The following is a 25,354-nucleotide window of genomic DNA, read 5'->3' on the forward strand; positions in this document are numbered from 1 at the left end:
ATTCTAGATTTAATCAACTAACAATTATTATCCTAGCCTTTTCTATTTTCAAAATAGCACAAGAAAATCTTCTTAATCTTTATTTATTATTTACCCTAAATGAGTAAGATAAAATGAACTGTGTTTTATTTATTACTTCAATGCATTTAACAGAAGTGTAATAGTTTTTAATTTTTCAAGATTATTGTTTTATTCATTTATAGAGAAATCTTTTTGACGAACGATGCTTTTCGAGTGATATTCTATGCTTTTTCCTTGACGAACGTGTTTTGGCCTTTTATAAAAAGGCCAGTTAGTCACCCAAAAATTTCAGGAAAAAGCCCTAATTCTCTTTCCCTACAAGCTGCAGTTCGAGGCTAAGTTTATCTGTTTTTTCTTCGTTGCCATTTGCGGTTTTTTTCATCAGTCTGGCACCGTCAATTTTGCCAATTCCGGGGCTTTTGGCTAAAGTATCGAGCAGCTTAACGATGTTGAAGTAACTGCCCTTAAAAATGAATTTCTGCGCCACTATACCCCGGGCAATTTCGCTGGTATCTTTTTCTGCCGTGCTGATGTTGGGGCTGAAATTGATTTCTACATTTTTGGCAATGGCCATGGCCGATACCGATTGCCACAAGCGGTTTTCGCGGTCTTCGTGCCTTACCTTATAGCCTTTTAATACCGATTGGTAGAAAGCATGTTTGCGCTCGAGTTGCGGGAAAGCCGCATCGGGCTCCTGCCCGGGTTGCTGCGCAGCTTTGAGCTGACGGTTTAGGGCAAAGGCCGAAATGGCCTTTTCGAAAGAAAACTGATAGGCCAGGTACACCACGGCAAGCATGAGCAAAACCAATACGATTTTCTTATTCTTCAGGTTGAGTTGGGCTAGCATATCAGTATTCGATCAAAAGGTTAAACTCAAAATTTTCCGATTCTGTATCCTGCTGATAGCGCAAAAGCTTCACTTCTTTTGCCCATTTCTTTTCTTTAAGCAAAAAGATCCAGTTGTTTACCGCCGTCAGATTAGCGGTTTTGCCGGCTATCTTTACCGATGCAAGCACATCTTTTGCCCCATTGGCCTCTTCTTTTACCTGATCGAATATGACCTCGTTTAAAGTAAGGGCACGGGGTTTGCTGCTACCAATTTCGTTCAGTAAAAAAGCATGGCTGTAACCTCCATTCCATCCCAGTTTACTTAACAACATTTTTTGTTCGGTAATTTCTTTCTTCAACAGGTCGCTTTGGTCGGCTGTTGCTGTGAGTGCTCCTACCTGCTCGTTTAATTTGGCATTCTCGGCGTTATAATGCGTTAGCACAAAAAAGCTGATGAGTAAAAGGCCTAACAAGACGAAAACAAAAATCCCTGCTGTTTTTTTAAGCTTTGAGCGTTCAAGAAAATCTTTAAAACGGTTATCTACCTGCTCATCATCTGCTTTAATTACCAATAACTTCTGGTGCAGAAAAAGCTGAAAGGCCAATGCATAAGGCACCAGCAGAGCAGGCTTTATTTTGGTATCGCCTAGTTTTAAATTGCCATTACTTTCGGTGCCTTCGGCATAACGATAGCCAGATAATGTACCTGCTTCATCAACCTCAAACTGATGTCCATTTGCTGAAAATCCATTACCAGTTGCACTTAATAACTCCCAGATCGAAATTACCGGTAATGCCCCCAGACTCAGCGCGTACACCTGTAAGCCGGCACTTTGCAGTTTTCCCACAATATCATCGGCCAGGTTTTGCCTGATGATGCTGATCCAGGCCAAATCGCCCGAAAGAGCCTCCTGCACATAAAAATCTTTTCTCTCAACCGAAGGAAAAGCTGCCCTGAACAAATCTTTATTTTCTGTTGCGCTGCCTTTAACCTGCTTGTGTATAATCCCCTTGCCACTTATAGCCAATGCCACCGGAAATTTGCGTGGAAGGCGTTCGAGTACTTTTACCAGGGTACCTTCAACCGTACGCTGTTCTGCGGCATCGATACTATCGCCTTTACGCGTAATTACGGCATAGGTACAGCGATAGGTTTCGTTTTGCAACAAGGCAAGTTCAATGGCCAGTATCTGTTCAAAAGGTTCGAACATGCCTAATATAAAATTGTAGGTTTAATAAATACCAGTGTTACCACCTTGTTGTTCGATTTTTCCCTGCTGCTGAACAGCCATTTCAATATCGGTATCCGAGATAAAATTGGCACGCCTGAACCATTCTCACTACTTTCGGTACGCTCTAAACCACCCAATACAATCATATCTTCGTTTTTGGCCCTGATAATAGAACTGAACTTGCTGGTGGATTTTGGCGGTGGTGCATTTAAAGGCGGGTTACCAATAAAATCGGATATGTTTACCTTAATGTTCAGTGTAACCTGGTCATCGCCCGAAACTACTGGCTTAATATCGATTTCGAGATTCGCATTTACCTCGGTAAACTGCTCGGTTACCACGGTTTGCGCATTTAAGGATGGAATAACGTTTTGGGTTTTCTGACTATAAAAACGTGAGCTACCGATACTTAAATTAGCGGAGTGGCCATTTAGGGTTGATAATTTCGGTACCGAGCGGATATCGACATTGTTATTGTTTTCTAAAGCGCTGAGCTTAACATAAAAATTAGGTGTTACCCTGCCCAGGTTTACCGATCCGTTTCTGCCCAGCTTGGAGAGGAAATTGTTGATGGAGTTTGCCCCAAAAGTATAATCGATACCAGGCAATATGGTTCCGCCGGTTTTTACACTATCCGAAACGCCGGCAGATATACCGGTTTTTACGGTTTTACCTTTACGTACATCAACCAATGTTACCTCTATGAGTACCATGGGCACTACCCGGTCTATCTGTTTGATATAATTCTCAATTTCATTTACCTGCGGCGAAGCCCCCGACAGTAATATTGTATTCTGCTCCCTGAACTCTTTAATCTCTACTCCTTTTTTCCATTCGGCAGGGATCATCATTTGGATGGTATCCAGCGAACGGTGCTGCAATTGTACAATCCTGTTGGTGCGTAAGCCTTCCAGTTTGCGGTCGCCAATTAAATAAACGCCACCATCTTTTTTAAAGGTATATTCGGTTCCCTGCAATAAAGCCGTAAGAAAAGTATCGTAACCAATACCATTTAGCTTGGTACTTACCGTTCCTTTAATATCAGAATAGATAAAATAATTGGCACCTACCTCATTTGAGGCCGATTTAATGAGGTCTAATATCGGGGTATTTAGCGCATCTACGTTTACGGTGCGGTTGCCCTGATTATCTTTCCGTCCACTCAGGTTAAAGTTTGATGCCCCCTGACCCGCAGCAGGTTTATTGCTTCTTTTTACGGCAGTGGCCTGATCGCCGTTTACATAAAGTTCTTCTCCTTCGCCCAAAGCCTGAAAAATAAATACCCCATCATTGGTTTTATTCATTTTAAGCTCATTGGCATAAGCCAGTTTTTCAAGTGCTACTTCAAAAGGGGCCGCAGCAATAAAACCGCTTACTTTTTTACCCATCAGGCCAACAGGCACCACTACATTTTTCTGCGAAAGCTGGCTGATTTTCTTGGCCACCTGGCTTAAGGTATCGTTATTGAGTTCGAAACCCAGGTATTCGTTTGAAGCATTGTAATTAACGCGAAAATCTTTAGGTACCACCGCTGGTTTGGGTGTTTGTACCTTAGTTACCGACATAATAGAGCCGATGAGGTTAATATCCAGATCGTATTCTTTGGCAATGAACAAAATTACGTTCATGGCTGTTTCGTTACGAAAATTGGTATAAACCTTAAAATTCAGCTGCGGATCGATATTGATATTGAGGTTATTGGCCTGTGCCAATGCCCTTAAAAATTCTTGTGCAGAGGCGCCCGACATTGACAATTGAACGGGCTGGTTTAACCCAGGTACAGTTACCGAAAGATTTCTGAGGCGTTCTTCAATGGCCTTTAGTCGTTCCTGACTGGTAACCTGGGCCGAGGCAGTTAAAATGAATAGATTTAAGGCGATAAAGGCCAAACCTATCAACATTTTGAGTATCGTTTTATTCTTCATTTAGATAGCGAGTAACAAGGGGTAAATTTCTTCAATGGAGGTTAGTCCATCGGCAAATAAAGCAAAAGCGTTTTTAGATAGTGTACTTATTTTTTTCTCTTCGAGAACAGGCTCTATAGCCATGTTCCCTTTCCTGATTTCCTGTGAGAGTTCTGCATCGATGGGGATAACCTCATAAACAGCTTTACGCCCACTGTAACCGGTATAATAGCAGTGTGCACATCCGTTAGCAACAAAATGGCTGCTTACAGCTTTAGGAGGGTTAAACTGTCGTGGGTATCGTCCAGCCTCTAGCGGTTCTTCCTTTTTGCATCGCGGGCAAAGTAGCCTCACCAGGCGCTGGGCTACAGTAGTGTTTAGTGTATTGGCTACCAAAAAGCCAGGTATGCCCATATCCATTAAACGCGATACGGTGCCCCAGGCAGAATTGGTGTGAATGGTAGATAGCACCAGGTGACCGGTAAGTGCCGCCCTGATGGCCATATTGGCTGTTTCGGGGTCGCGAATCTCCCCTACCATAATTACATCAGGATCCTGCCTTAAAAAGGTACGCAGGGTGGCTGCAAAGCCTAAGCCAATATTTTCTCTTAATTGTACCTGATTTACGCCTTCGAGTGTATACTCAATAGGGTCTTCGATGGTGAGGATATTGCGGGTACTTTTATTTAAAAGTTTTAATGTAGCATATAGTGTGGTGGTTTTACCCGATCCGGTTGGCCCGCTAATTAAAATAATACCATTGGGCCGCTGTACCCCTTCCATATAGTGTTGCATATCCTGTTCGGATAAGCCCAGTGTATTGAGATCGATATCGGTACTGCTGTTGTTTAATAACCTGAGTACAATTTTTTCGCCGTAAAGCGTTGGTAATACCGATACCCTGATATCAAAAGCAGCAAAACGGGCAGAGGTAAACTGAATCCTGCCATCCTGCGGTAAACGCTTTTCGGCAATATCCAGGTTGGCCATGATCTTAATTTTATTGATCAGGGCAGGATAGTCTTTCTTTTCGATCTGGTACCGTTCAATCATCATCCCATCTATCCTTACCCTTACACGGGCACGTTTTTCGAAAGTTTCGATATGGATATCACTGCTTTTTAAACGCCTGGCTTCTTCAATCAATACATTTAAAAAATCATCGTTGGCAGAAATAACTGAAACTTCTTTTTCATCACTTGCTACCGATACATCGCCCAGGTAATATTTGGAAAGCAATCTGCTGATTTCCTGCTGATCGAGCGGTAATAAAGTGATGTTACAGCCCAGCATTACCTGCAATTCATCGGCCAGCTGATGCTCATCGCCCAGGCCATCCCAGCACAATACCAAATTGCCGTTTGCGCCGTGTTCTTTCGGAAATACCCGGTACTCCATGGCAAACTCTTTGGATATCAATCCCAGTATTTCAGGTTTAATTTCCATAACCGAGCAAATTTAGAAGGTGATCATCGGCAAGCAGATTAATATAAGGCATGTACCAGCCAGCAGCCATCAGTATCATCAACAGCAAAGCCTGGTAACCGGCTAAAGGTATTTTCTTACCATGAGCCGTAGACTGATATCCAAAAATTGCTGTAAAAAGGATAATCAGCATGAGGCTTAAAAGGTAAAACAGCACATAATTTAAAAAGGAAAGGCCAAAACAGAGTACCACCAGGAATAACAAATCGCCCAAACCAAAAAAGCCGTCGAATATATTGGTTAATTTTTTTTGTTTGATTGAAATATAACCGGTGAGTACCACAAATTGCAAAGCCAAAAACAGGCTGCTTTTTACTGCCTGCGAAATTGTAGCGGTAAAACCCAGTACTTGCACTGTGGCCGTTGCCATCAGCAGTAAAAGTATCGGAAACATCCACCAGTAAATTCCCCGGTATTTAAAATCCTGATAAACCATACCCGCTAACACCATAAAAATCCCCCCCTGCAACAAAAACATTAATCGGCTACTATTTCCTTCAGGTTCTTGTCCTGGTCTATCTGCCATACATTGTAAGTACCATCGCCATCAAAATCGGCAACAGCGGTAGCTTTGGCTGTAAAGGTATTGTTGGTAGCAGCCGTAATTTCGATTTTATAGTTGGCTTTGCCATCTTTAGCATCTGAAGTTAACTTCTCCTGAATAAACCCGATTTCCAACAAATCTGTTGAATATTTAGAATGTTCGTAAAAGTAAGTCTGCTCTAGCTTGGCCACATGCTCCAGCTGCATTTTAGCCTCTGTTGTTTTGGCTTTGGTAATGAGTGGCATGAGGTTAGGCAATGCCAGCAAGATTAATATGCCAATAATGGCCAGTACAATCAGGATTTCGGTTAGGGTATAAGCGTTAAACTTTTTAGACGTATTAATTTTCATTTTGCGTTAATTTATTTGCCCTGCTTAGCTTTAATAAGACGAGCGTGTAAATTGCAAAGAAATAAATAATTTTCCCAATATTTTTGACGAACAATATAAATTGAGTGATATTCTTGCCTTTTGGAGTGACGAACGTAAATCAGGATTTTAATTTAGATTGATAATTAAAGCACTTTTAAGTGGAACTATTTTGAAATTCGATAAAGAAATCAGCCTGGATTCATAAAATTATTAGCTGTTCGATATGCAAAATAGTTTAGCCTAGCATTTCTGCTAAGCTAAACTATATAACATGAAATTTGTGCTCTAATTCATAAAATCAACTAGCCTGCATTAAATTTAGCAGAAATTTCATCCTCAACTTTTGTTATTTCAATGGTTTTGAGCTCATCCGGATTTACAGGATATTTTTTCATCCTTACATACTCAACAAAATCGTTGTCTAAATACATATTTTGAGAGATAATATGAAAGATATGCATGCCAAACCCAGGAACCATCTGCAAAATAGCTATCAGGTGCAATTAGTGCTTTAGTTTCAATATCCACGAAGTACGCCCATCGAGGCGAATGCCATAACACCGTCTTTTAGGTAATTTTTTAAAATATATGATATATTAACCATTTTCATATAATAATAAAATTGTATTCCATAATGCATTCATAGTCTGTATATCTTTAACCCAGATATTATTATTATCACTAATCTCTAAAAATTCATAATTATAGTGTTTACCATTTTTGAGCGCATTAATAGTTAGAAAACTTAAAAGATCTTTAAAGGGAATTTCCTTTTCAATACCGTCTGTTAAGTAATATGCAGATTTAGCACCCAATATAGTGTATATACCATCATATCTTTGAATACCCACAAATACCTTGATATTACGACGATTGAATTTTTCAATAATTTCATCACCCTCCGTTCTAAAACATGTATCAGCTAATTCTTCGAGTTTGTTGCGTTTGATCCTAGCTTTAATATTTATATTTTTCATTTCAGTCCTTTACTTAAAATAAACAAATTGTCTGGGTTATTTGTACCAGTAACTTTAAAACCAATAAAAGTGTTACCAGTTTCATAGGCTTTTAATAATCTTTCTGTTATTCCTGAGTTAATAATCGGACCTGAGTTTACCTCGATTGCCTTTGCACCATTTGTTTTTAATGCATTAAATACGATTGTTAAATCGCTGGGTTTCGCAGATGTCATGTATGTAATTGGTACATTGGCCACACCATTATTAATAGCTACTTCCTCAACAAAAAAGCCTAAATTATGAGCTGCCGTAGTTTCTAGCTTAGAGAAGGCGACTCCACCAGCCGGTACATTTACCGCTTTAGCAGCTCCGACCTCAGCAAAAGCTGCAGGAGTGCTTAATACATTTACCAACGCTTTAGCTTTGGCTCCCACTTGGCCCTGCGCACCATGCATTTCCAAAAGAGAAAATCCACGCATATCTCTAACGTCGTTTGGACCATTAGCCAGCATTGAAGCAAATATAAAGAACTCATTCATGAGTCCATATGTCGCTTTTGAAATAAATGCTCCCTGAGTATCAAACTTCTGATAATCCTTATTCCAATTATCCCATCTTTCTGCCCAATTAGGTTTATAAGTTGTTATCGAACCATTATCTACCTTTTTTCTTCCATATATTGTTATATCTTTTAGTTGAACACCTTTTATTCCATCTTGAAGTGGTTTGTGTTTAGGACATTTTTCGCAGCCTCCATCCGGATCTACTGTTGTTACTGGATTGTTGCCCATAGCTAAATACGGAGAATGGTGTTCTTCATATGGATCGGTACTCATCCACCTACCGATCTGGGCATCATACATTCTAAAATCAAAATTGTTCCAGCCCGTTTCGTTATCGATTTCTGCATATTGTCCCTGATAACCGTAACGGTAATTACCGGCAGATAGTGATAATGGAGAACCGAAAGGATAATAATCAGATGAAAAAATAACATCAGCCTGACCACTTACAGTCTTGTTCCTGGTTATCAATTCTCTCACATTACCGAGATTATCTGTCAGCTCATACTGATAGTTTTGATTTACCTTATTAAAAACACCAATACGACTGTTTGCATATAGCATTATCTCTTTTTGGACTTGAGAAGAACCGTTATTATCATATACAGCTAATACATTACCACTCGAATCGTAAATATAATATGTTGTAATGTTTTGGGTATGATCTGTTTTAACTACCCGGTTCCCTGCTTCATCATAAGCGAAACTTAATCTTTTTTGAGTTCTATTTACGTCACTATAAATTGCCTCAACTTTTCCACTTGAAGTATATGTAACAAAAAAAGCTTGTCCGTTAATTCTTTGTTGGGCAACCATTTGTCCTAAGTCATTATAGGTATAGTCTGCATAATTATCTACCTTCTGAAGTTGATTAGAGTTAATCTTATACTGATAATTGAAATTAATCTGACTTCCTGCTTGATTAGTTCTGACTAAATTCTGAATATTTCCGTTTGCATCGTAATTTAATCCGTATTCCCTATTGGCATTAATTTGTTCAACAAAGGTATTATTAGAAAAATTCGGGGCACCAAATTTGTTGTTGCTAAATTGACTACGATCATTATATTCGTAAGTAAACATCTTAGGCTCATTAATTGAGTTGCCGTACAGTGAAACAACCGCACTTGGCTTTAGGCTTTTCCAAGTTTGAGCAGCTATGTTACCACTGTACCATGTTTTACTGCTATTTAGAGCTATATTGTTGATTCCAGATCCACTTCTATTGTAATCCCCATTATAATAATCTAGTGTCATAGCAAAAACATCAGGCGCAAAACTATTTTGTATACCATCCTTGCCGGGATCTGCTTCAGCATTTGGATTATTGATGCTTTTTAACATTCCATCAACAGTATAAGTATAATCAATCCCCTGCAGTTCATCAGCTAATTCTATTCTTTTTACAGGACCATGTAAATAATAGTAATATCTTGCCTGTAAAAGCTTGGTAGCTCCATCTATACTTGTGTACACATTTTCTAAACGACCATCACTATCATATTCATAATAATGTATAAACCTTTCTAGTGGGTTATTTTTTTGAAAATCGACAGTTTCTACATTGCCCTTTGAATTATATGTATAATCTATAGTTTTTGCAGGTAACCCATTAATCTTTTTGATGATCCATTTTACTTTTCCAAATTGATTATAGTTAAACCAAGTTTTTGAATTGGAATTTTCTATCCAGCTTACAGATGTTCGTAAGAAAGTGGGATCCTGACTATAATCAACGAGGCCATGAGACTGATCAGAAATATCATAGTGTATTAAAATCTGGTCTTTTTTCACTCCCCCGATCAAGCCCCCGTTTTCAGAAATATTTTCTATTAATTCATCATTATCTTTTACTGAAGCAAAACTAATATTGGCTGAATAATATTCTCCTGATTCTATGGGTTTACTCAATCGATCAAAATTCGTATAAGAAAATCTACCAGTCTTTAACTGTTCTGTATTCTGGCTAAATCTAAGTTGCCCATCCTTCCTGTATATAAATTCCGTTCTCCCGCCATCCACAGTCGTTTTAGCTACTAAATTTCCGTTAATATTATATTCACTAACATCAGAATATGGAACATTTTCCCATTTAGGATATGCATTTAAACCATTCGCAAGCAATAATTTAACACCTTCAGGCGCAATATTCCCAACGACCTGTCCTAATTGATTATAAAATGTGAAACTTACGTCAGAAACTTTATTAGTATAAGAAATGTTAACATCCCCATTTAGTGCCCTTACTTTATAATAACCTTTGGGTAAAAATCCCGCTGTTACCTGACCCTCTGTATTCATATCATAGAGTTCGTAATTACCTGTGATACTCACATTACCAGCCTGGAAGAGTTGAAAATAATGAATACTGCTTAACTCACTTTCTGCAATTTTGCCTGGGCAGTCGCTGCATCCATCATTATGCGAAACCGTAAACGGATTAATGGATTTTATGGTATACTCACCTCCGTTTAACGTTAAGGGGTGAACATATTCATTGCCAATACCGTCAAACACTAATGTACCATTCCTGTATATTTTAACATTATACTTAGAATTTACACCAAAAGAATTTGGTCCACCACCAAATCCTCCTGCATTGGGATTATTCCCCCCCATAATCAAACTTGCCGTTGTTAACGTAAATTTGTACTCTGGTTCAATATTTTTTATTATAGCAGTATTATTAATAGTTAGTACTCCGTTATCATCTGCCCTTGCATACATTAATAATTTTCCGGACAGATCCGAAACCTGCATCCCAATATTGCCATTTTGATCGATCGAAAAACTCTGATTAGCTTTTGATTTTAATGAATTTTCATTACCTATTACTGCCTCAGAAAAATATTTAGCCCGAACAGAAGAATAAAAGTCGAGTTCATTTAGTACTGGAAAGCTAGCATTTGAAATTTCATGACCTTTTCCCATTCTAAGTTCATCCCCGATACCTGCACTATTTTTGACCGAATTCGATCCATCATTATAATAAGCCGACCGCGAATACGGAAAAGAGGTAGTTGGCACATAAGCCTCAAAGGTGTTATTGTTGCTGTAGTACCAACCTAAAGACCCGATGGTGCCTTGCCCCAGTGGATCAGGAGCATTTGTTTTTACCCCATCAAAATTAGTATAGTTGTATTTACTACCAGATGCATTGCTTACGAAATCTGGCCTGTAACTAAAACCTGCATTATTAATGGGTGCGGCCAGCGTGGAGATTACTGCCCGCCCCTGAAAATCGTAAAGGGACTGGCTGGCCAAAACGTGTCCTGTACTTATACTTTTAACCTGACTTTGAAGTGGAGTACCTCTATCATCATAAAAACTCTTGTTTTCTGCGATAACATTGCCATCTTCATCATAAGTTTTAGTAGAAGTCCAATTCATATCCAAATTTAATGCAGGATTATTTGGAGCAGGAATAACAGTTGGTGTATTTCCAATAAATACCCTAACGGTAGCCCCCTCTTTAAGATGGACACCATCGCCCAATACAACGGCAGTGGAACTGGAAATTTTTACATTTTTTCCCGGTTCAACAATATAAGAAGTTGCCGGACTTGTTGGCAAAACTAATGTTGATGTCTGGTGAATATCCTGTGCTGCCAATTGATTAAAATTGACAACACATATAAAAGCTAAGAGCAATAATTTAATTTCCTTCATAATATATTAATTAACAACAACATAACCATTTCCTGACATTAATACTACCGAGCGGCTTGTACAGCTTGGCCCGTCACCTGGTGGTGTCATTTCTACACGCTGAGTGGATGCTGATTTTGCTGACTTTTGCGAATCGCTGGATCTTTCTATAGCCACATCTCCACATTGATAAGTAATATAATCGGCCAATATAAAATTGCTTACACCGGCATTTGTGTAGGCAGAATATTGATATTCCCTGTGCTGGTTTCCGGTACCAGATGAGATATCTTCGTTTAACTGATAGCTTACTGTTAAAGGATTAGCAATATTTACAGGTGATGTGCATGCCGCATCTGAGAAAAAACGAACCGTAAAAGCACCCTGTGTATATGATGGGTAGTAGGTATAATTAGGTTCTAATCTGGCATAAACAACCGGTATACAATAATTTACAAAATTACCCTTTACCCATTTGATCTGGTTATAGGTTTGGCTGGTGGGGTTGTTATCTTTTTGCTCAATTTCCTCATAGCCGGTATAGGTGCCATTTAGCAGCTCGCACCTTTTATTTCCTGTGTTAAGCCAAGATGCCCGGTTCATTTTACCAAAATTATATGCATATTCTTTTATCAATGGCGTAGTTGCTTTTCCAAGTACCTCCTTATAAGTTTTAGCAAGTCTTCCGGCATTGTCGTATTCAAACTTTACAAACAGGTTGTTATTATCCAATATGTGACTGAGTTCGCCAAACTGATTGTAGACATAGGCTGTAGTTATCCCATCGTAAGGATGGAATCTAAAATCATCGGCGTAAATAGCAGATGCTCCGATATTTTTAACGCCTACATTGATTGTTCCGTTATTGATTGCACTAGCCGGAACTGTCATTTCTAAAAGGTACCAGCCAGCAGCTTGTTTTTGAAATGTTGGGCTGTTATAAGCCTCTGCCCCGTTATCTACCTGATAAAACAATCTTGCGCCAGAAATATCTCCACCTTCTGGTTTTACCCAGGCAGAAATCAAGTAATTTCTGCGGTTGGGATCGAGATCCGCTGACGATACAGCATAAGTAAATCCTTTTCCTCCACTACTAAGATATAAACTTTTCGAACCAGTGTGAGCTGTTGCAGTTGTTACAATGCCATTACCAGCTTTTATACGGCCACCAAAAATGGTTTCGCCACTTTTAACAAGTTCATCTTCAGCACCAGAATAACCGATTTCTGCGTATCTGGCCATCCCACCGCTCAAGATGACTTTTGAATTGTTGTAACCCATTTTAGTTGCGGTATATTTTTTGTTTATGTCAGTTGCTTCCAAGGCATGAGAAAACACATCATAAAGTTTGATTTCTGAAGTCTGCTTCCAATTCGGGTTATTGGCACCGCCAGAAAAATAGTCCTGAAACGAATCCATGGCGGTAATATTGTTTGGCGAACTTCCTGCAGGCATCCAAGTATAATTTGCTTTCTTTCTCCATATTTTATCCTGACCTTCAGTATTTCTATCACCAAAAGGATCAAGTACGGGTACGTCAATCCCCCATGTTTGTACACTTGCCGATAACAGTCCAACTGGTTGATTGTTGATATCTACTTTATACGTTTTACTTACCGCCTGTTGTGCAAGCATATTTTTTCTTTCTCCATTAGTCCCCTCGTTAACCCTGAGGCCCATTGCTGGATAAAATCGGTAAGCAGGTATGGTTTCATTTACAAATCTATTACCATAACTATCGGTAGTTAGTATTTTTGATATCAAACCATTATAGAAGTCATAGGCTAGATTTTGTTGTTCAACTTTGACCCCGTTTTTATAATCGATCTGTGTAGTACCCGTTTGGATACTTGGATAAAAATCTCTACCTGACATTATTGTTTTATACATCGGCGTTCCATTCTCCATAATGGTCCGAGCATCACCATAGCGCTCCTGAATAACCCCTTGATAGTTGTATGGTTGCAAGAGATTTTCGTAGTTATCTACCTGAACTGAAAAAGATTTATCGGCAATCGGATCGTGTAAATAATGATTTATCGTTTCTGTAAGCTTATTACCTTTATCATCATAGGTTACCGTACGTTTTAGATTACCGATCCTGCTTGTATAATCCTTAATCGCCATATTGATCAACCTGGTATTTGAACTCTCAGCGTAATTGTATTCATTTTTACCAATCATGCCAGAAGAGAATACTTCATATTCGTACATGGTTTTACCATTCCTCTGCGCTATAAGTCCATCTGGGGCAATATCTTCATCCTGAACAGTAACATACTTGTACATTACTCCGGGTGCAGGCAACTCCCTTGAAATACTAAGCAGGTAGTTCATATCTTTATACAACTCTCTTCTGTAGTTTTTAATATAAGTTTCTATGGTATTCCCATTGGGATAGGTAATAGTTCCAGTAACATTTGTTGGCGTAATTGCCCATGCAATTTCATCTGCATCAAAAATTGTCGGTTCATAAGCCGTACTTCCTGATGAGATATTATTAGATCCAGTGATTGATGGAAGGTTATAGCTATATTTTGTTTTTCTTGTATATCCATCAAGACCATTAACCGATATATCCTTTACCCTAATGCCGCCGCCATAAAAATGATCTGCATTTCTAGTGGTTAAGTTCCCTGTTGCAATGTACGATACCATATAAGTTCCAACTGCATTGATTGCATTTTTTAGGTTATCTTCCACTTTGATGGTAACCTGATTTCCGATAATAGATTGGACAATTGGCGCAGCATAATTTATGGTATTTATTACTTCATTATCCATTGCAGTTCCACCAAAGTTATTTCCACCTACTTTCGTCTTCATCAAAATGAAGTTCACCTTTTTGTCAACGCTGAGGATTTCGTTTAGATCTACACCGGTATTCAGCAACTTAAACCTGAACAGGTTTGGCGAACCGGCATTTTCAAAATCTCTGATGATATATGACTTATTCCTATTCAGCACGACATTACTATATTCATCACCATCGTAATTAATATTGATTTCGGCACCCAGTTGTGTTTTGATTTTCCGCAGGCACCAGACATCGGTTGATTGATTGGAAACTGCCGTGGTTGCCCGGTTCACATTTTCATTTCCAAGATTACCGGTGTAATCCGATTTGAACATTCCCCACAAATCAACGGCATCTTTGTTGTATGGGGGATTTTTTGTTTTCACTGCGTTAACCGATCCAGAGGTATTGGCAGGTGGGCCAGCATTAATATACTGAACATTGAGTGTATTACCATTTTTACTCACTACGGTGCAGAAATAAGACTGAGTTCCTAATGAGAATTTTAATATATCCCCGACTTGAAAAGTATTTGACTGATTGACCAAAATCTGCCTTTGATTTCCTGAATCATTAAGTTGTACAAGGTCATGATTTTCTGCCAAGGTAGGGTCTAGATCATACTCAAATTCCGTTGGCGGCGCTATCCTCGAATCGTTTTTACCAAGATTTTCTACAGATAGCAACGTAAGCTTACCGATTTTTTTCTGTCCACTAGCATTATAATTATAATCTTTAAAATAACTATTATAAGTTCCATCACATAAAGAGTTATCATAATTAAATTTAATTGATCGTATTGACGCTGCTTTAACCTCATCATATTTTTGATTAATATCCTCATCATCAATAACTTCGTCATAATTTTCCAGTATAGAGTAATCAGGAGCAAGTTTCTCACTTCGGTATTTCCACCGGGTAATAAGGTGAGTGTAATTAGGGTTATAGACATTTGGAGGAGGAGTAGTCATTTTTTTATAGTCCTCTACTCTCATAAGATAAATTTTATCAAGTTTTAAAGAAGATACCGTATAAGGATTACAAGAAGAATCACTTCCATAAAGATCTATGTCGCTGATACTTTTCCCATCTGCCCGTTCACTTTTTTGAAAAACCGCAACATGAGAACGTGTTCTTATTGTATTCAGATAGTATACTTGTTTTCGACCGCTGGAACGACTTTGAAATGCGCCATCAATATCCCTATGATAGCCCTGTGATGGATTTCTCCACCTGTAATGATTAGACCACTGACCATACGAAAAGTATACATAATACCCCCAAGGCTCCTTATTAAATTCTCCAGGCTCATTTCTTTCCACATAATCCGGTCCCGTAATCGCAGTTAATAACCAGGTTGTAGCATAAGCGAAAAGCTTGTTTATTTTGTTGTATTTTAGCCCCCCACTGCGGTCTAAATTTTCAGTATAAACTTCCTCGTTTTCTGAAAAGACAGGAAGTGCGTAATGATACTTTACCCCACTTGCATTGGTAATCATAAAACCAGCAATCTGCTTATTGCTGTTCGGGCCTCCAGGTGCGTATGGCGGATTACCAACAAACCCTTTTGATCTGGCATAACCAGAGCTACATTGTTCGTATGTAAAATACTGAATATCTTTAGAACCAGCCAATTTATTTTCAGTTTGGTCGTATCCAAAATCACCATCATTGTTACCATAAATCGGATTATTAAAATTTAGGGCATCCATACCAGAATTATCATGTCCCTGGCGGTAACTGTTAGAAAAATCATTGATAAACCTAAAGGCATAGTTACTTGCATTTTCTTTATTGGATGGGAGTACCCTCGCGTAAACATCATTATTGTGATCAGAATTATTGATGATGTTCTGCTTATAAAGCCTAGCCTGGTAGGCATATGGCCTCATATTACCGCTTATTCCCTGTCCGCTAACACTATAATTATCAAAATCAGGAAAAGTACCTCCTATTAACCGGTCAGGATCAGGGCTGTCAACAATATTGGCCCTGTTTGGATTAAGCAAGCGATAAGTATCATAGGCCTTGTTGTTTAAATCGCCCGGAGAAACCGGAGCATAAAGAGATCCATTGGTATAAACAGTGGCAGTTTCATCCGACCAATATCTTGTGTACCTTGAACTGATCCCAACACTTACCAAGGGTAAAGGGATTACAAATGACCATCCGGAAGATTCTGTCTGTATTTTCCCTGAATTGGCATTATTTACTGAAGCTTGTATACCACCAACCGATAATGAGCCTGCCCCACCACTCGAACTTATGGAAGTTCCCAGTAATGAAGCACTATAATTACTCCCATTGGTATAGCTTACACCAGCACTTGCCCCAGCACTTAAAGATTCAAAATTTGTACTTACGCCAACACCAATCCCAAGCCTGAGTCCTTCTTGCCCTGATTCTCCTGCAGACAATCCGATATTTAATCCGGCATAAGGTTCGCCATAAGGAGACACGCCAACAGAAACGCCCATGCTAAAAGGCGACTTACCAAGGCCAACACCGACCCCCATAGATGCACCAATACCAAACCCCTTATATGTATCTTGTGAAAATTCCAATCCAAAATTTACTGAAGCCGGACCTAAACCAATACCAACGTCAACTCCGACAGTCTTGGTGCTTCCACCACTCCAATAGGTTCTTGATGTTTGGTGTACATCTTTAAAATCATCAGGATAACCATTTACCGTCCTGTTTATCGCCCCTGGATTTAATGTCCAGCCCAATCCTACCCAAGAGGCATCTTCATTGGGCTGTATACCCGCATGATAAGAAAGCGAAAGTGGGTATCCACCTTCCGGCCCTGGCACCTCCAATAAAGGAATATTATAGGTGAAATCGCCAGTTAAGGTATTTACCATGTCTGTTGTATCCACTGGCTCAAAACTTGTCGCTTCCGGGGCGGTTGGTCCAGAAGTTAAAGCATAGGAAAGTGTAGGAGTAAAAATCTGAGTTGTAATAAGCAATAGCGAGAGTACCGCAATTGGTTTTTTAAAGCGTTTGATCATAAATTTAAGATGGTAAAAGTTCTTGCAATTTTTGTTGCTGGTTGAGTTCAAAGGAAAATGATAGATTCCCAGTCCTAAACCCGAATTCATTAATTAAGATTGTAAATGTTTCTTCTGTTTTAAAATCTGCCTGATTAAATATTACTAGCAACTGGTTCGCATTTGATAGTCCATAAGTTTGTTGAAAAAGACAACTTAAGGGTTTTATTACTTTTCCATCAGCAAGTCTGATCTTTATGTAATCTGTCATTCTAAAAGCTAAAGTCTGAACCATTTCACTATATTCATTGGCACTCAGCTGCCGCAAAAGTTCCTTTTTGTCCTTTGAAAAGCTGATAAGAAAATAATACTGTGATTTGAAGGTATTTTTCGTTTTTTCATTAATGGCAATTTCAGATTGACTTTTATTCGAAGCCTGTAATTGCCATGGCAAAAAGTTGACCTTACAATCAATACCATTACTTTGATTAGATTTGACAAGACCGTTCCTTTCTTCATCTATATATGAAAATACTTCGCTCCTGTTTTTTAATGGAGCTTTACAGCTACAAAAGGTGAGTAAACCAATGCTCATTAAAACTAGCTTAACATATTCGAAAAACACGTTCTTACCTACCATTAGTATAATCGTTATTTAAACCTTCAATTACATCTTTCGTAATATCCAATCCCTCACGGGCGTAGGCTATGGTACCCGATTGATTTGCAATAAGAATCAGCTTATACTGATGGCTTTTACCATATTTAACCAAGTAAGCATTTATCTGCGCAACAACATTTTGCGAAAGTTTACCATCTTCTTGCTGTGCTTTCTGGCGAATAGCATTTTGATAATCCAACAATTGTTTCTGCTTCGAGTCTAATAACTGCTTTGATAATTGTTGTTCCTTAACCGGCATTGTTGCCAAATCCTTTTCATATTTTTTGATGGAGTTCTGAACCTCTGTAGTTAATGAATCAATATTCAGTTTCCAGGATTTTGTTTTTTGTTCAAAGGCTTTTTTGGCTTCTTCTGCACCTTTAAATTCGGCAATGATTTTACTAGAATCTACATACGCAATTTCGTCTTTTTGTAAAAAAAACATGTAAATGCATAGTATTATTAAAGAGATAAGAAATACTAGATTAAGTACTTTTTGATAGGAGCTATTCCAATTAAGGGATTTAGACATTTTTTTAAATTATTATTTATATGTAACAGTTTGTTTATTCGCATCAAGAAGTTTTTCTCTTGCCGGCCAAAAATAATTTCTTACAAGAATATTACAGAATCTTTTTGACGAACGATGCTTTTCGGGTGATAAACTATGCTTATTTCTTGACGAACGTGATTTTACCTTTTCTAAAACACCTCATAAAATGGTAAAAATTGATAGAGAAAGGGTACATTTTTACTGTGTTTAACCTGTAAAAACCGAGGAGTAAAACAGTACGTTGCAATTAGATTTTGGAACCAAAATAACTCATGGCAGATTGACAATACAATCCTGCCCTCTACTCCTTGCTCCCGCTAAAAAAACTTTTGCAATTAAGCTAATTATTTCGTTAATTTAAGCTAATTACATTTACATCACTGCCATTTATCTCCGAATGGTACAGATAAAAAATTATCCCACATTTTTTAACGGGTTTTATACCCATAAACAAATTGTATTATGACGATATACGTTATGATTAGGGATCCTCCGTATGCGGGCTTAGCGGCAAAAACAACACAGCCAAAATTTAAAAAGAGCCTTTTCAGGCTAAGATTTGACTAAAACTCATGAAAACCTGCTGCAGTGTGCAGCACTAAATCATCCGTTCAACACTAACAACGTCTTATTTAACCATGTAAGCAATATAAGGCCCACATCAGCCTAAATGTACTTATACATATTACATGGTAAAAAATAAAGCAAAACCATTAAAACTTACCTGAGCAAACAAAGCTGTCATGCTGAGTGCAACGAAGCATCTCTAAAAAAGGTTGCTTAGCGATATCACTACCCCAGCCCATCGTTCGCAATGACGGATACCTTCAAATTTACTTAACTTACTTATATGGTAAGGATAAAAATACCGTCCTCTTTTCACCACCTTAGACAACTCAGGCACCTTAGGTGATTTCCAAAGATTAATTGCTTTATAACCGTTCAATACTAACAACGTCTTTTTTAACCATGTAAGCAATATAAGGCCCACATCAGCCTAAATGTACTTATACATACTTATATGGTAAAAAATGAAGCAAAAGCATTAAAACTTACCTGAGCAAACAAAGCTGTCATGCTGAGTGCAACGAAGCATCTCTAAAAAAGGTTGCTTAGCGATATCACTACCCCAGCCCATCGTTCGCAATGACCGATACCTGCAAATTTACTTACCTGACTTATATGGTAAGGATAAAAATACCGCCCTCTTTACACCACCTTAGACAACTCAGGCACCTTAGGAGATTTCTAAAGATTAATTGCTCTATAACCATTTAACGCTAACAACGTCTTATTTAACCATGTAAGCAATATAAGGCCCACATCAGCCTAAATGTACTTATACATACTTATATGGTAAAAAATGAAGCAAAACCTAAGCAAACTAAGCTGTCATGCTGAGAGCAACGAAGCATCTCTTAAAAGATTGCTTCATGCCACCAGGTGCTGATTTTTTATCCTGATCATGCAGTAAAAGCATAATCCAGAGATTTAACGCTTAACCGCCAAAGCGTAAGTTTAACTTATAACTACCATTTAGCGTAAAAATAAAAAGCCTGGCGCTAAGGCCAGGCTAAGGTTAAAATCATTTTTAAGGATAATTTATCCACCTACGATCTCATTAACTAATCCGTAGTCTCTCCACCCTCAATTCAAGAGCTCAAGACTACGGATAGATGGGGAGATTACACATTCCGGTCAGCGAAGAAAATTTCACCACTCTATTTTCCATCCCGCTGGCTTATCTTCAATATCTAAGATATCAAGTCCATCTATTATGGAAAAAAGAGGTTCATCTGGAAAGTTATTTATTCTTAACAAAACAATTTGATCTTTCTGTTTTAAGAAAAAAAACTTTGCGTTTAACGGATGCTTTTTCCATACAACATTAGAAGTCAGCAATTTATCAATATTCATATTAGTTCTATTTAATACCAAATTTTGCGTTTACAGTAGGATTAGGTTTAGAGGAGCCTTGTATTATTTTCTGCCATAAATTTTCACCAGAGTAACCCTGTTCTGTATATTTTTTAACATAAAATTCGAGAGGCTTAATTGGATCTGACACATCCAATGCTGTTGCTGCTTCTCTATCTGCCATCATATATCTTGCTTGATACTTTAACGAATTCCTTTGTATATTTGTGAGCATTGCATTTTTTTCTGTTGGTGCGATTGCAGTATTTATTGATTTTGTTTCAATATTATACCACTCTCTTACTTCAGCATTCGATAATCTATTAATTACCGTATTTTCAGCAGATGCAGTTAAACTAAAAGTACTCTGAGCACCAGTCATTGCTAAGCCCATGGCTTCTGAGGCATTACCCATCATCTCACCATATCCTTGGATTATTTTAGTATTAGCTTTTATATTTTTAACCTTATTTATAACCCTTCGATCTTTTTCAGGAACATTTTTTACATAATCAGGGTCTTGACTGTGGTATTGATTTTGGGCTTTCTCCATCATCCCATCCGCATAAGTTTTAAGCCCAAATACGCTTTTAACCTTATATTTTGCAGATTCATATAATTGCATTGCCCATAACATTGGACAAGTTGGACATCTACCATCAGGGTCAGTATACCTAACTGGGTTGTTCATTCCGTATTGGTATTGTGTTAAACTTTCCTGTCCGCCTTGTTCAGAACTTGGATCAACCACATTCCACCTCCCAATAACCGGATCATAGAACCTTGCGCCGTAATCATATTGCCCCAGCTCCTCTTGCAACTCCTTGCCGTTATAAAGATATTTATTATTGTTTGCTCCAACAAGTCCTGCTTTACGCAGTCCAAAAGCATAATAATCATCGCGTTGTAGCACCTCCAACTGATTAGTATTCGGGTTTTGGTAAAAAGTAACCCGCACATTACCTAAATGATCGCTTAGGTTATATTCATAACTGTAATTGTTGCCGCTTCTGCGCGCTAAGCCTTCTTCGGTTTGAATAAAATCGATACTGTTATTGGTATACTGAATACCATCAATATAATTGGTGGTGGTACCACCAGCTTGTTTTTGCAGCTTTTCGCCAGCAGCATTGTAAGTGTAGGTTAAATTCCGGCTTCCACTTACGGTTTGCGGCAGATTAAGTAAATTATATACTAAACTAATGTTCTTCTGGCTATCGTTGGTAAGGTTACCATTGGCATCGTAATCATAAGTACTGTTGGTAAAGCCACTGATGTTAGTTAGCTTGTTACCATTGTAGCCAGTATAGCTGTTGGTACCAAAACCGTCGCGGGTTAAACTGGCAATATTACCCATAACATCGTAACTAATGGTTTCGCCCAGGTTGTTGCATGCGACTGCATTGGTTAAGCGGTTCAGCCTGTCGTAAGTATAACTGAAGGTATTAGCGGCACCATTGGTATAATTATGGCCATAAAAATAAAAAGCCTGGCGCTAAGGCCAGGCTAAAAGCAAAAAATCTTAATCACAATCACCGAACACAACTGCTCTAAAACACAATAGTTGCGATAGTTAGGAAAAATAAAACTAACTAATAAGTGCATAAATCCATACACCTAAAATCATACATAGGGGTAGGATTAGAAAAAATAACCATGTGGCTATTTTTTTATTGTATTTAGAAAACCTATACTTTTCAATAATGTGCCTTAATTTATTTTTTCTAAAGTACCTGAAAAATACACTCACAATTATTAATATAATGTAAAGCACAATTGCCGTTTTTCTTAGTGATTCTTGGTTCTTTAATAAAATATCCAGCATGCCATACAAGGGCATAAATAAAAACAGGCAAATAACCGCGCAATAAGCTGTTGCACTAAAAAGGCCTGGTTGCTTTTTTTTCTCATAAGCTATATAAGCTCTGTAAAATATATAATCTAACATCATTTCCAACTTGTTAATGTGCCCCCATCTTTATCAAACTTTTCTTCAACGTAATTATCGAGATGGTCACCTATTGATTTTCCAGAAACATATTTAGTCAACAGATCGGCACCAAGATAAACACCTCCTACAATCCATCCTCCCCCAGGTATGAAGCTTACTCCTGTCACAACCCCATCAAGCACATCCGAAGCCTTAATTTGCTTATTAACCAATACTTTGCCAACTACAATAGCACCAGACACTACCCCTAAGCCCACACCCACTTTAGGAAGAGCTGTACTAATTCCTCTATACAACCCACTTGTAGATACTGGCACTCTGTAACCTGTTAAATTCTTAACGAGCTTCAGAGCATCCCAGGCAATTTTACTTTTTGCAGCTGTACTAAGCCCTTTCCATGTAACATTTTCAACATAACCAACCCCAGTTCCAAACACATCATATGCGTCTTTCTTTCCAAAACCTGATTTTCCCTCAACGTAAGTAGACTCTATCACACCATCATTTGGGTGAGAATCCATGCCTAATCCCTTATCATCCCCTGAAGAATATGAAACCCCATTCTTACTATCGTAAATTGAATATTCTCCATTTGCATCTTTCTTTATTCTACCACTAATATCATGCTCTTTTCTATATTCCCTTGCTTCTTTTCTGCTTTCGAATAAACCTAATTCATCCGTAAAGTTAATAGGATTATTATAGGAATATCGAAATGGGCTTAGGCTTGGGGCTAATTCGGCCAATAGATCGGGAGTATTCCATCTACCAATCACCGGATCATAGAACCTCGCCCCGTAATCATACTGACCTAACTCCTCTTGCAACTCCTTGCCATTATAAAGATACTTATTATCTACCGATCCCTGAAAGGAAGTTTTCCTTTTTCCAAAGGCATAATAATCATCTTTTTGTAAAGGTTCTATACTACCGTTCGTTACCTGGAAAGTATAACGTACGTTACCTAAATGATCGTTTAGATTATAGTGGTAAGTATAAACCCCACCATTGTTTTGTGCTATACCTTCTTCGGTATGAATAATATCTATTGTAGCTCCATCTGGTTTGTATTCTATACCATCAATATAATTTCTAACAGAGCCATTGCTATTTCTGGCCAGCTTTTTACCTGTAGCATCATAAGTATAAGCTAAATTAACGGTGGTACCAGTTGTTCGTGTGGCTGTTGCAGGTAAGTTCAGGTAATTATAAGTTAAACTAACTCCACTTAAGCCATCTTTTTTAGCATTCCCATTAGCATCATATTCGTAATCCTGTATTGTTAAACCGCTTACGCTTTGTAACTGGTTGCTATTACCCAAATTGTAATAGTTGTATGTTTTGATGCCAGTATTGTCGCGGTTAAGGCTGGTAATATTCCCCATTACATCGTAAGTTAATGCTTCGCAAAGGTTTTGCCCTCCTCACCATAGCTCAGACCATAAAAAAGCCTGGCGCTAAGGCCAGGCTAAATATAAAATATGTTAAGCACAAGTCATGTGCCCACTTTGCCCAACAACACAAAGACTTTGTGCCAGTGAAGGATATAAGCTAAATGGCATGATATGACACAAAATACTCAAGTATAATATATAATAAGGAAAATGAGAATATAATCAGCCCCCATATTAAAATCATACCATTCTTAATTGGTGAATTATCATATTTTTTAACGATAATTTCTTTTTTGTTCCACAAGATAAAATAATTATATATAAAAATAATTCCTCCGGTAATAAGGGCACAATAAACTGATTCATCCTTTGTGATCCGATATTTGAAAAAATAATTTACTAAACCAAAGATGGACCATAAATTCATATATTCAAGAAAGCATAATCCAAGAAAAGCATTAAAAAATGATTGATCATTTTTTCCATTGCTTTTTAATACTTTGTATAAGAGGTAATATATTTTATCTATCATTTTTTTATATATGGAATGGTAACACTTGTATTATCCGAATATTTATACAATGGATTTGTATTATAATTTGTTCTAAGTTTTGGATCATACGTAGCGCTTTGTAAAATTAATCCAGCGGCTATTCCATATCCTCCACCCAACTTAGAACCTATATAATAGGCAAGGGTACCTATTCCAATATTTTTCATCGTTTCATCTTTAGTTTGATTACCACTTACGCCTTTTGCTATCTCAAGCATTGTACCTGCGACAAACAAACCTTTTCCAACATTTTCTAAACTCCCCAATACTTTAGATTTAGACATCACAGAAGTGCCTTCATTAAATGCAGCTCCGATCATAATTGCTCCAGCATCATTAACATAACCAACCCCCTCATTCAGCTTCCCTGTCATATCCAACCCTCTTGCAAAATCCGTTTTACCTTCAATTTTGGTTTGTCCGCTAAGAGAATAAGACATGAACTCGCCTGATGCAGCATTTGTAGCTCTTCCATCTTCATTCAAATTAACAGAACCATTATAACTTTGAAGAACTGCTTTTGTTCCTATAAGTTTATACCCTTCCTGTTTTATTGCACCAGCGAACCATTTAATGGTACTACCATCATCAGATTGGTACCAATCTAAAGGCTTCATTCCATCAGGATCCACAAACCTAATCGGATTATTAAACCCATAATTATATGGAGAATGCCTCCGCATCTTCTCTGCCAACGGATCCACCACATTCCACCTTCCAATCACCGGATCATAGAATCTTGCGCCGTAATCATATTGCCCTAACTCTTCCTGCAACTCCTTGCCATTGTAAAGATACTTGTTAAGCCCTGCTTTTGCAACGGGTTCCTTTCTTAATCCAAAAGCATAGTAGTCATCGCGCTGCAGTACTTCCAGCTGGTTTGTATTGGGGTTTTGATAAAAAGTAACCCTTACATTACCCAAATGATCGCTTAGGTTATACTCATAACTGTAATTGTTGCCGCTTCTGCGCGCTAAGCC

The 25,354-nt window shown here is 38.0% G+C and carries 17 protein-coding genes and 1 pseudogene; all 18 read right to left on the bottom strand.

What is annotated here, in order from left to right; genetic code table 11:
- Positions 1-322: 322 nt before the first annotated feature.
- Entirely contained in the window at positions 323-868 is a 546-nt protein-coding gene (locus OC25_RS07875) for a hypothetical protein (protein WP_039473846.1), read from the bottom strand.
- Position 869: 1 nt separating this feature from the next.
- A complete protein-coding gene (locus tag OC25_RS07880; RefSeq protein WP_039473851.1) occupies positions 870-2,060 on the bottom strand; it encodes a hypothetical protein in 1,191 nt (396 codons plus the stop codon).
- Positions 2,061-2,062: 2 nt separating this feature from the next.
- On the bottom strand, positions 2,063-4,006 hold the full coding sequence (locus tag OC25_RS07885; protein ID WP_039473854.1) for a type II secretion system protein GspD: 1,944 nt from the start codon (positions 4,004-4,006) through the stop codon (positions 2,063-2,065).
- Positions 4,007-5,431, bottom strand: a complete 1,425-nt coding sequence (locus OC25_RS07890) for a GspE/PulE family protein (RefSeq protein WP_039473856.1) — start codon at positions 5,429-5,431, stop codon at positions 4,007-4,009.
- Positions 5,421-5,996, bottom strand: coding sequence for a hypothetical protein (locus OC25_RS07895; RefSeq protein WP_167335377.1), 576 nt, complete (start codon positions 5,994-5,996; stop codon positions 5,421-5,423). The genes OC25_RS07890 and OC25_RS07895 overlap by 11 nt, the downstream gene beginning before the upstream one ends.
- The gene (locus OC25_RS07900) at positions 5,948-6,364 is read right to left on the bottom strand and encodes a type IV pilin protein (RefSeq protein ID WP_039473862.1); all 417 of its coding nucleotides are present in this window, start codon (positions 6,362-6,364) and stop codon (positions 5,948-5,950) included. The genes OC25_RS07895 and OC25_RS07900 overlap by 49 nt, the downstream gene beginning before the upstream one ends.
- A 323-nt stretch (positions 6,365-6,687) precedes the next feature.
- A complete protein-coding gene (locus tag OC25_RS28440; RefSeq protein WP_280740759.1) occupies positions 6,688-6,816 on the bottom strand; it encodes a hypothetical protein in 129 nt (42 codons plus the stop codon).
- Positions 6,817-6,981: 165 nt separating this feature from the next.
- Complete coding sequence (locus tag OC25_RS07905; protein ID WP_039473866.1) at positions 6,982-7,362, bottom strand: hypothetical protein; 381 nt, start codon at positions 7,360-7,362, stop codon at positions 6,982-6,984.
- Positions 7,359-11,576 carry an RHS repeat domain-containing protein gene (locus OC25_RS07910; protein ID WP_039473868.1) on the bottom strand — a complete coding sequence of 1,406 codons (4,218 nt, stop codon included), beginning with the start codon at positions 11,574-11,576 and terminating at the stop codon, positions 7,359-7,361. Before OC25_RS07910 ends, OC25_RS07905 begins: the two co-directional genes overlap by 4 nt.
- A 6-nt stretch (positions 11,577-11,582) precedes the next feature.
- Positions 11,583-17,366: a hypothetical protein gene (locus OC25_RS07915; protein WP_039473870.1), complete on the bottom strand. Its 5,784-nt coding sequence runs from the start codon at positions 17,364-17,366 to the stop codon at positions 11,583-11,585.
- Positions 17,367-17,370: 4 nt separating this feature from the next.
- On the bottom strand, positions 17,371-17,940 hold the full coding sequence (locus OC25_RS07920) for a hypothetical protein (protein WP_156131428.1): 570 nt from the start codon (positions 17,938-17,940) through the stop codon (positions 17,371-17,373).
- A gap of 34 nt (positions 17,941-17,974) precedes the next feature.
- Positions 17,975-18,538 (bottom strand): OmpH/Skp family outer membrane protein, encoded by a 564-nt coding sequence (locus OC25_RS07925; RefSeq protein ID WP_082018545.1) that lies wholly within the window; start codon positions 18,536-18,538, stop codon positions 17,975-17,977.
- Between the two features lie 1,734 nt (positions 18,539-20,272).
- Positions 20,273-20,476, bottom strand: a complete 204-nt coding sequence (locus OC25_RS07930) for a hypothetical protein (protein WP_039473878.1) — start codon at positions 20,474-20,476, stop codon at positions 20,273-20,275.
- Positions 20,477-20,483: 7 nt separating this feature from the next.
- Positions 20,484-21,833, bottom strand: a complete 1,350-nt coding sequence (locus tag OC25_RS07935; RefSeq protein WP_039473881.1) for an RHS repeat domain-containing protein — start codon at positions 21,831-21,833, stop codon at positions 20,484-20,486.
- A 231-nt stretch (positions 21,834-22,064) separates the two neighbouring features.
- On the bottom strand, positions 22,065-22,427 hold the full coding sequence (locus OC25_RS07940; RefSeq protein WP_039473886.1) for a hypothetical protein: 363 nt from the start codon (positions 22,425-22,427) through the stop codon (positions 22,065-22,067).
- Entirely contained in the window at positions 22,424-23,548 is a 1,125-nt protein-coding gene (locus tag OC25_RS07945) for an RHS repeat domain-containing protein (protein WP_483414139.1), read from the bottom strand. Before OC25_RS07945 ends, OC25_RS07940 begins: the two co-directional genes overlap by 4 nt.
- 3 nt (positions 23,549-23,551) lie before the next feature.
- Positions 23,552-23,821: pseudogene (locus tag OC25_RS28605) on the bottom strand (RHS repeat domain-containing protein); the annotation flags it as partial.
- Positions 23,822-24,349: 528 nt separating this feature from the next.
- Positions 24,350-25,354 (bottom strand): RHS repeat domain-containing protein (locus OC25_RS07955; protein ID WP_039473895.1); only part of this gene is annotated, 1,005 nt, incomplete at its 5' end.

The sequence above is a fragment of the Pedobacter kyungheensis genome (genome assembly GCF_000812965.1).
GTDB classification, from domain to species: domain Bacteria; phylum Bacteroidota; class Bacteroidia; order Sphingobacteriales; family Sphingobacteriaceae; genus Pedobacter; species Pedobacter kyungheensis.

Bases quoted from the DNA above. Each gene is read 5' to 3' on its own strand.
- OC25_RS07875 (WP_039473846.1), bottom strand. From the start codon at position 868: ATGCTAGCCCAACTCAACCTGAAGAATAAGAAAATCGTATTGGTTTTG.
- OC25_RS07880 (WP_039473851.1), bottom strand. From the start codon at position 2,060: ATGTTCGAACCTTTTGAACAGATACTGGCCATTGAACTTGCCTTGTTG.
- OC25_RS07885 (WP_039473854.1), bottom strand. From the start codon at position 4,006: ATGAAGAATAAAACGATACTCAAAATGTTGATAGGTTTGGCCTTTATC.
- OC25_RS07890 (WP_039473856.1), bottom strand. From the start codon at position 5,431: ATGGAAATTAAACCTGAAATACTGGGATTGATATCCAAAGAGTTTGCC.
- OC25_RS07895 (WP_167335377.1), bottom strand. From the start codon at position 5,996: ATGGCAGATAGACCAGGACAAGAACCTGAAGGAAATAGTAGCCGATTA.
- OC25_RS07900 (WP_039473862.1), bottom strand. From the start codon at position 6,364: ATGAAAATTAATACGTCTAAAAAGTTTAACGCTTATACCCTAACCGAA.
- OC25_RS28440 (WP_280740759.1), bottom strand. From the start codon at position 6,816: ATGTATTTAGACAACGATTTTGTTGAGTATGTAAGGATGAAAAAATAT.
- OC25_RS07905 (WP_039473866.1), bottom strand. From the start codon at position 7,362: ATGAAAAATATAAATATTAAAGCTAGGATCAAACGCAACAAACTCGAA.
- OC25_RS07910 (WP_039473868.1), bottom strand. From the start codon at position 11,576: ATGAAGGAAATTAAATTATTGCTCTTAGCTTTTATATGTGTTGTCAAT.
- OC25_RS07915 (WP_039473870.1), bottom strand. From the start codon at position 17,366: ATGATCAAACGCTTTAAAAAACCAATTGCGGTACTCTCGCTATTGCTT.
- OC25_RS07920 (WP_156131428.1), bottom strand. From the start codon at position 17,940: ATGAGCATTGGTTTACTCACCTTTTGTAGCTGTAAAGCTCCATTAAAA.
- OC25_RS07925 (WP_082018545.1), bottom strand. From the start codon at position 18,538: ATGTCTAAATCCCTTAATTGGAATAGCTCCTATCAAAAAGTACTTAAT.
- OC25_RS07930 (WP_039473878.1), bottom strand. From the start codon at position 20,476: ATGAATATTGATAAATTGCTGACTTCTAATGTTGTATGGAAAAAGCAT.
- OC25_RS07935 (WP_039473881.1), bottom strand. From the start codon at position 21,833: ATGGGTAATATTGCCAGTTTAACCCGCGACGGTTTTGGTACCAACAGC.
- OC25_RS07940 (WP_039473886.1), bottom strand. From the start codon at position 22,427: ATGATGTTAGATTATATATTTTACAGAGCTTATATAGCTTATGAGAAA.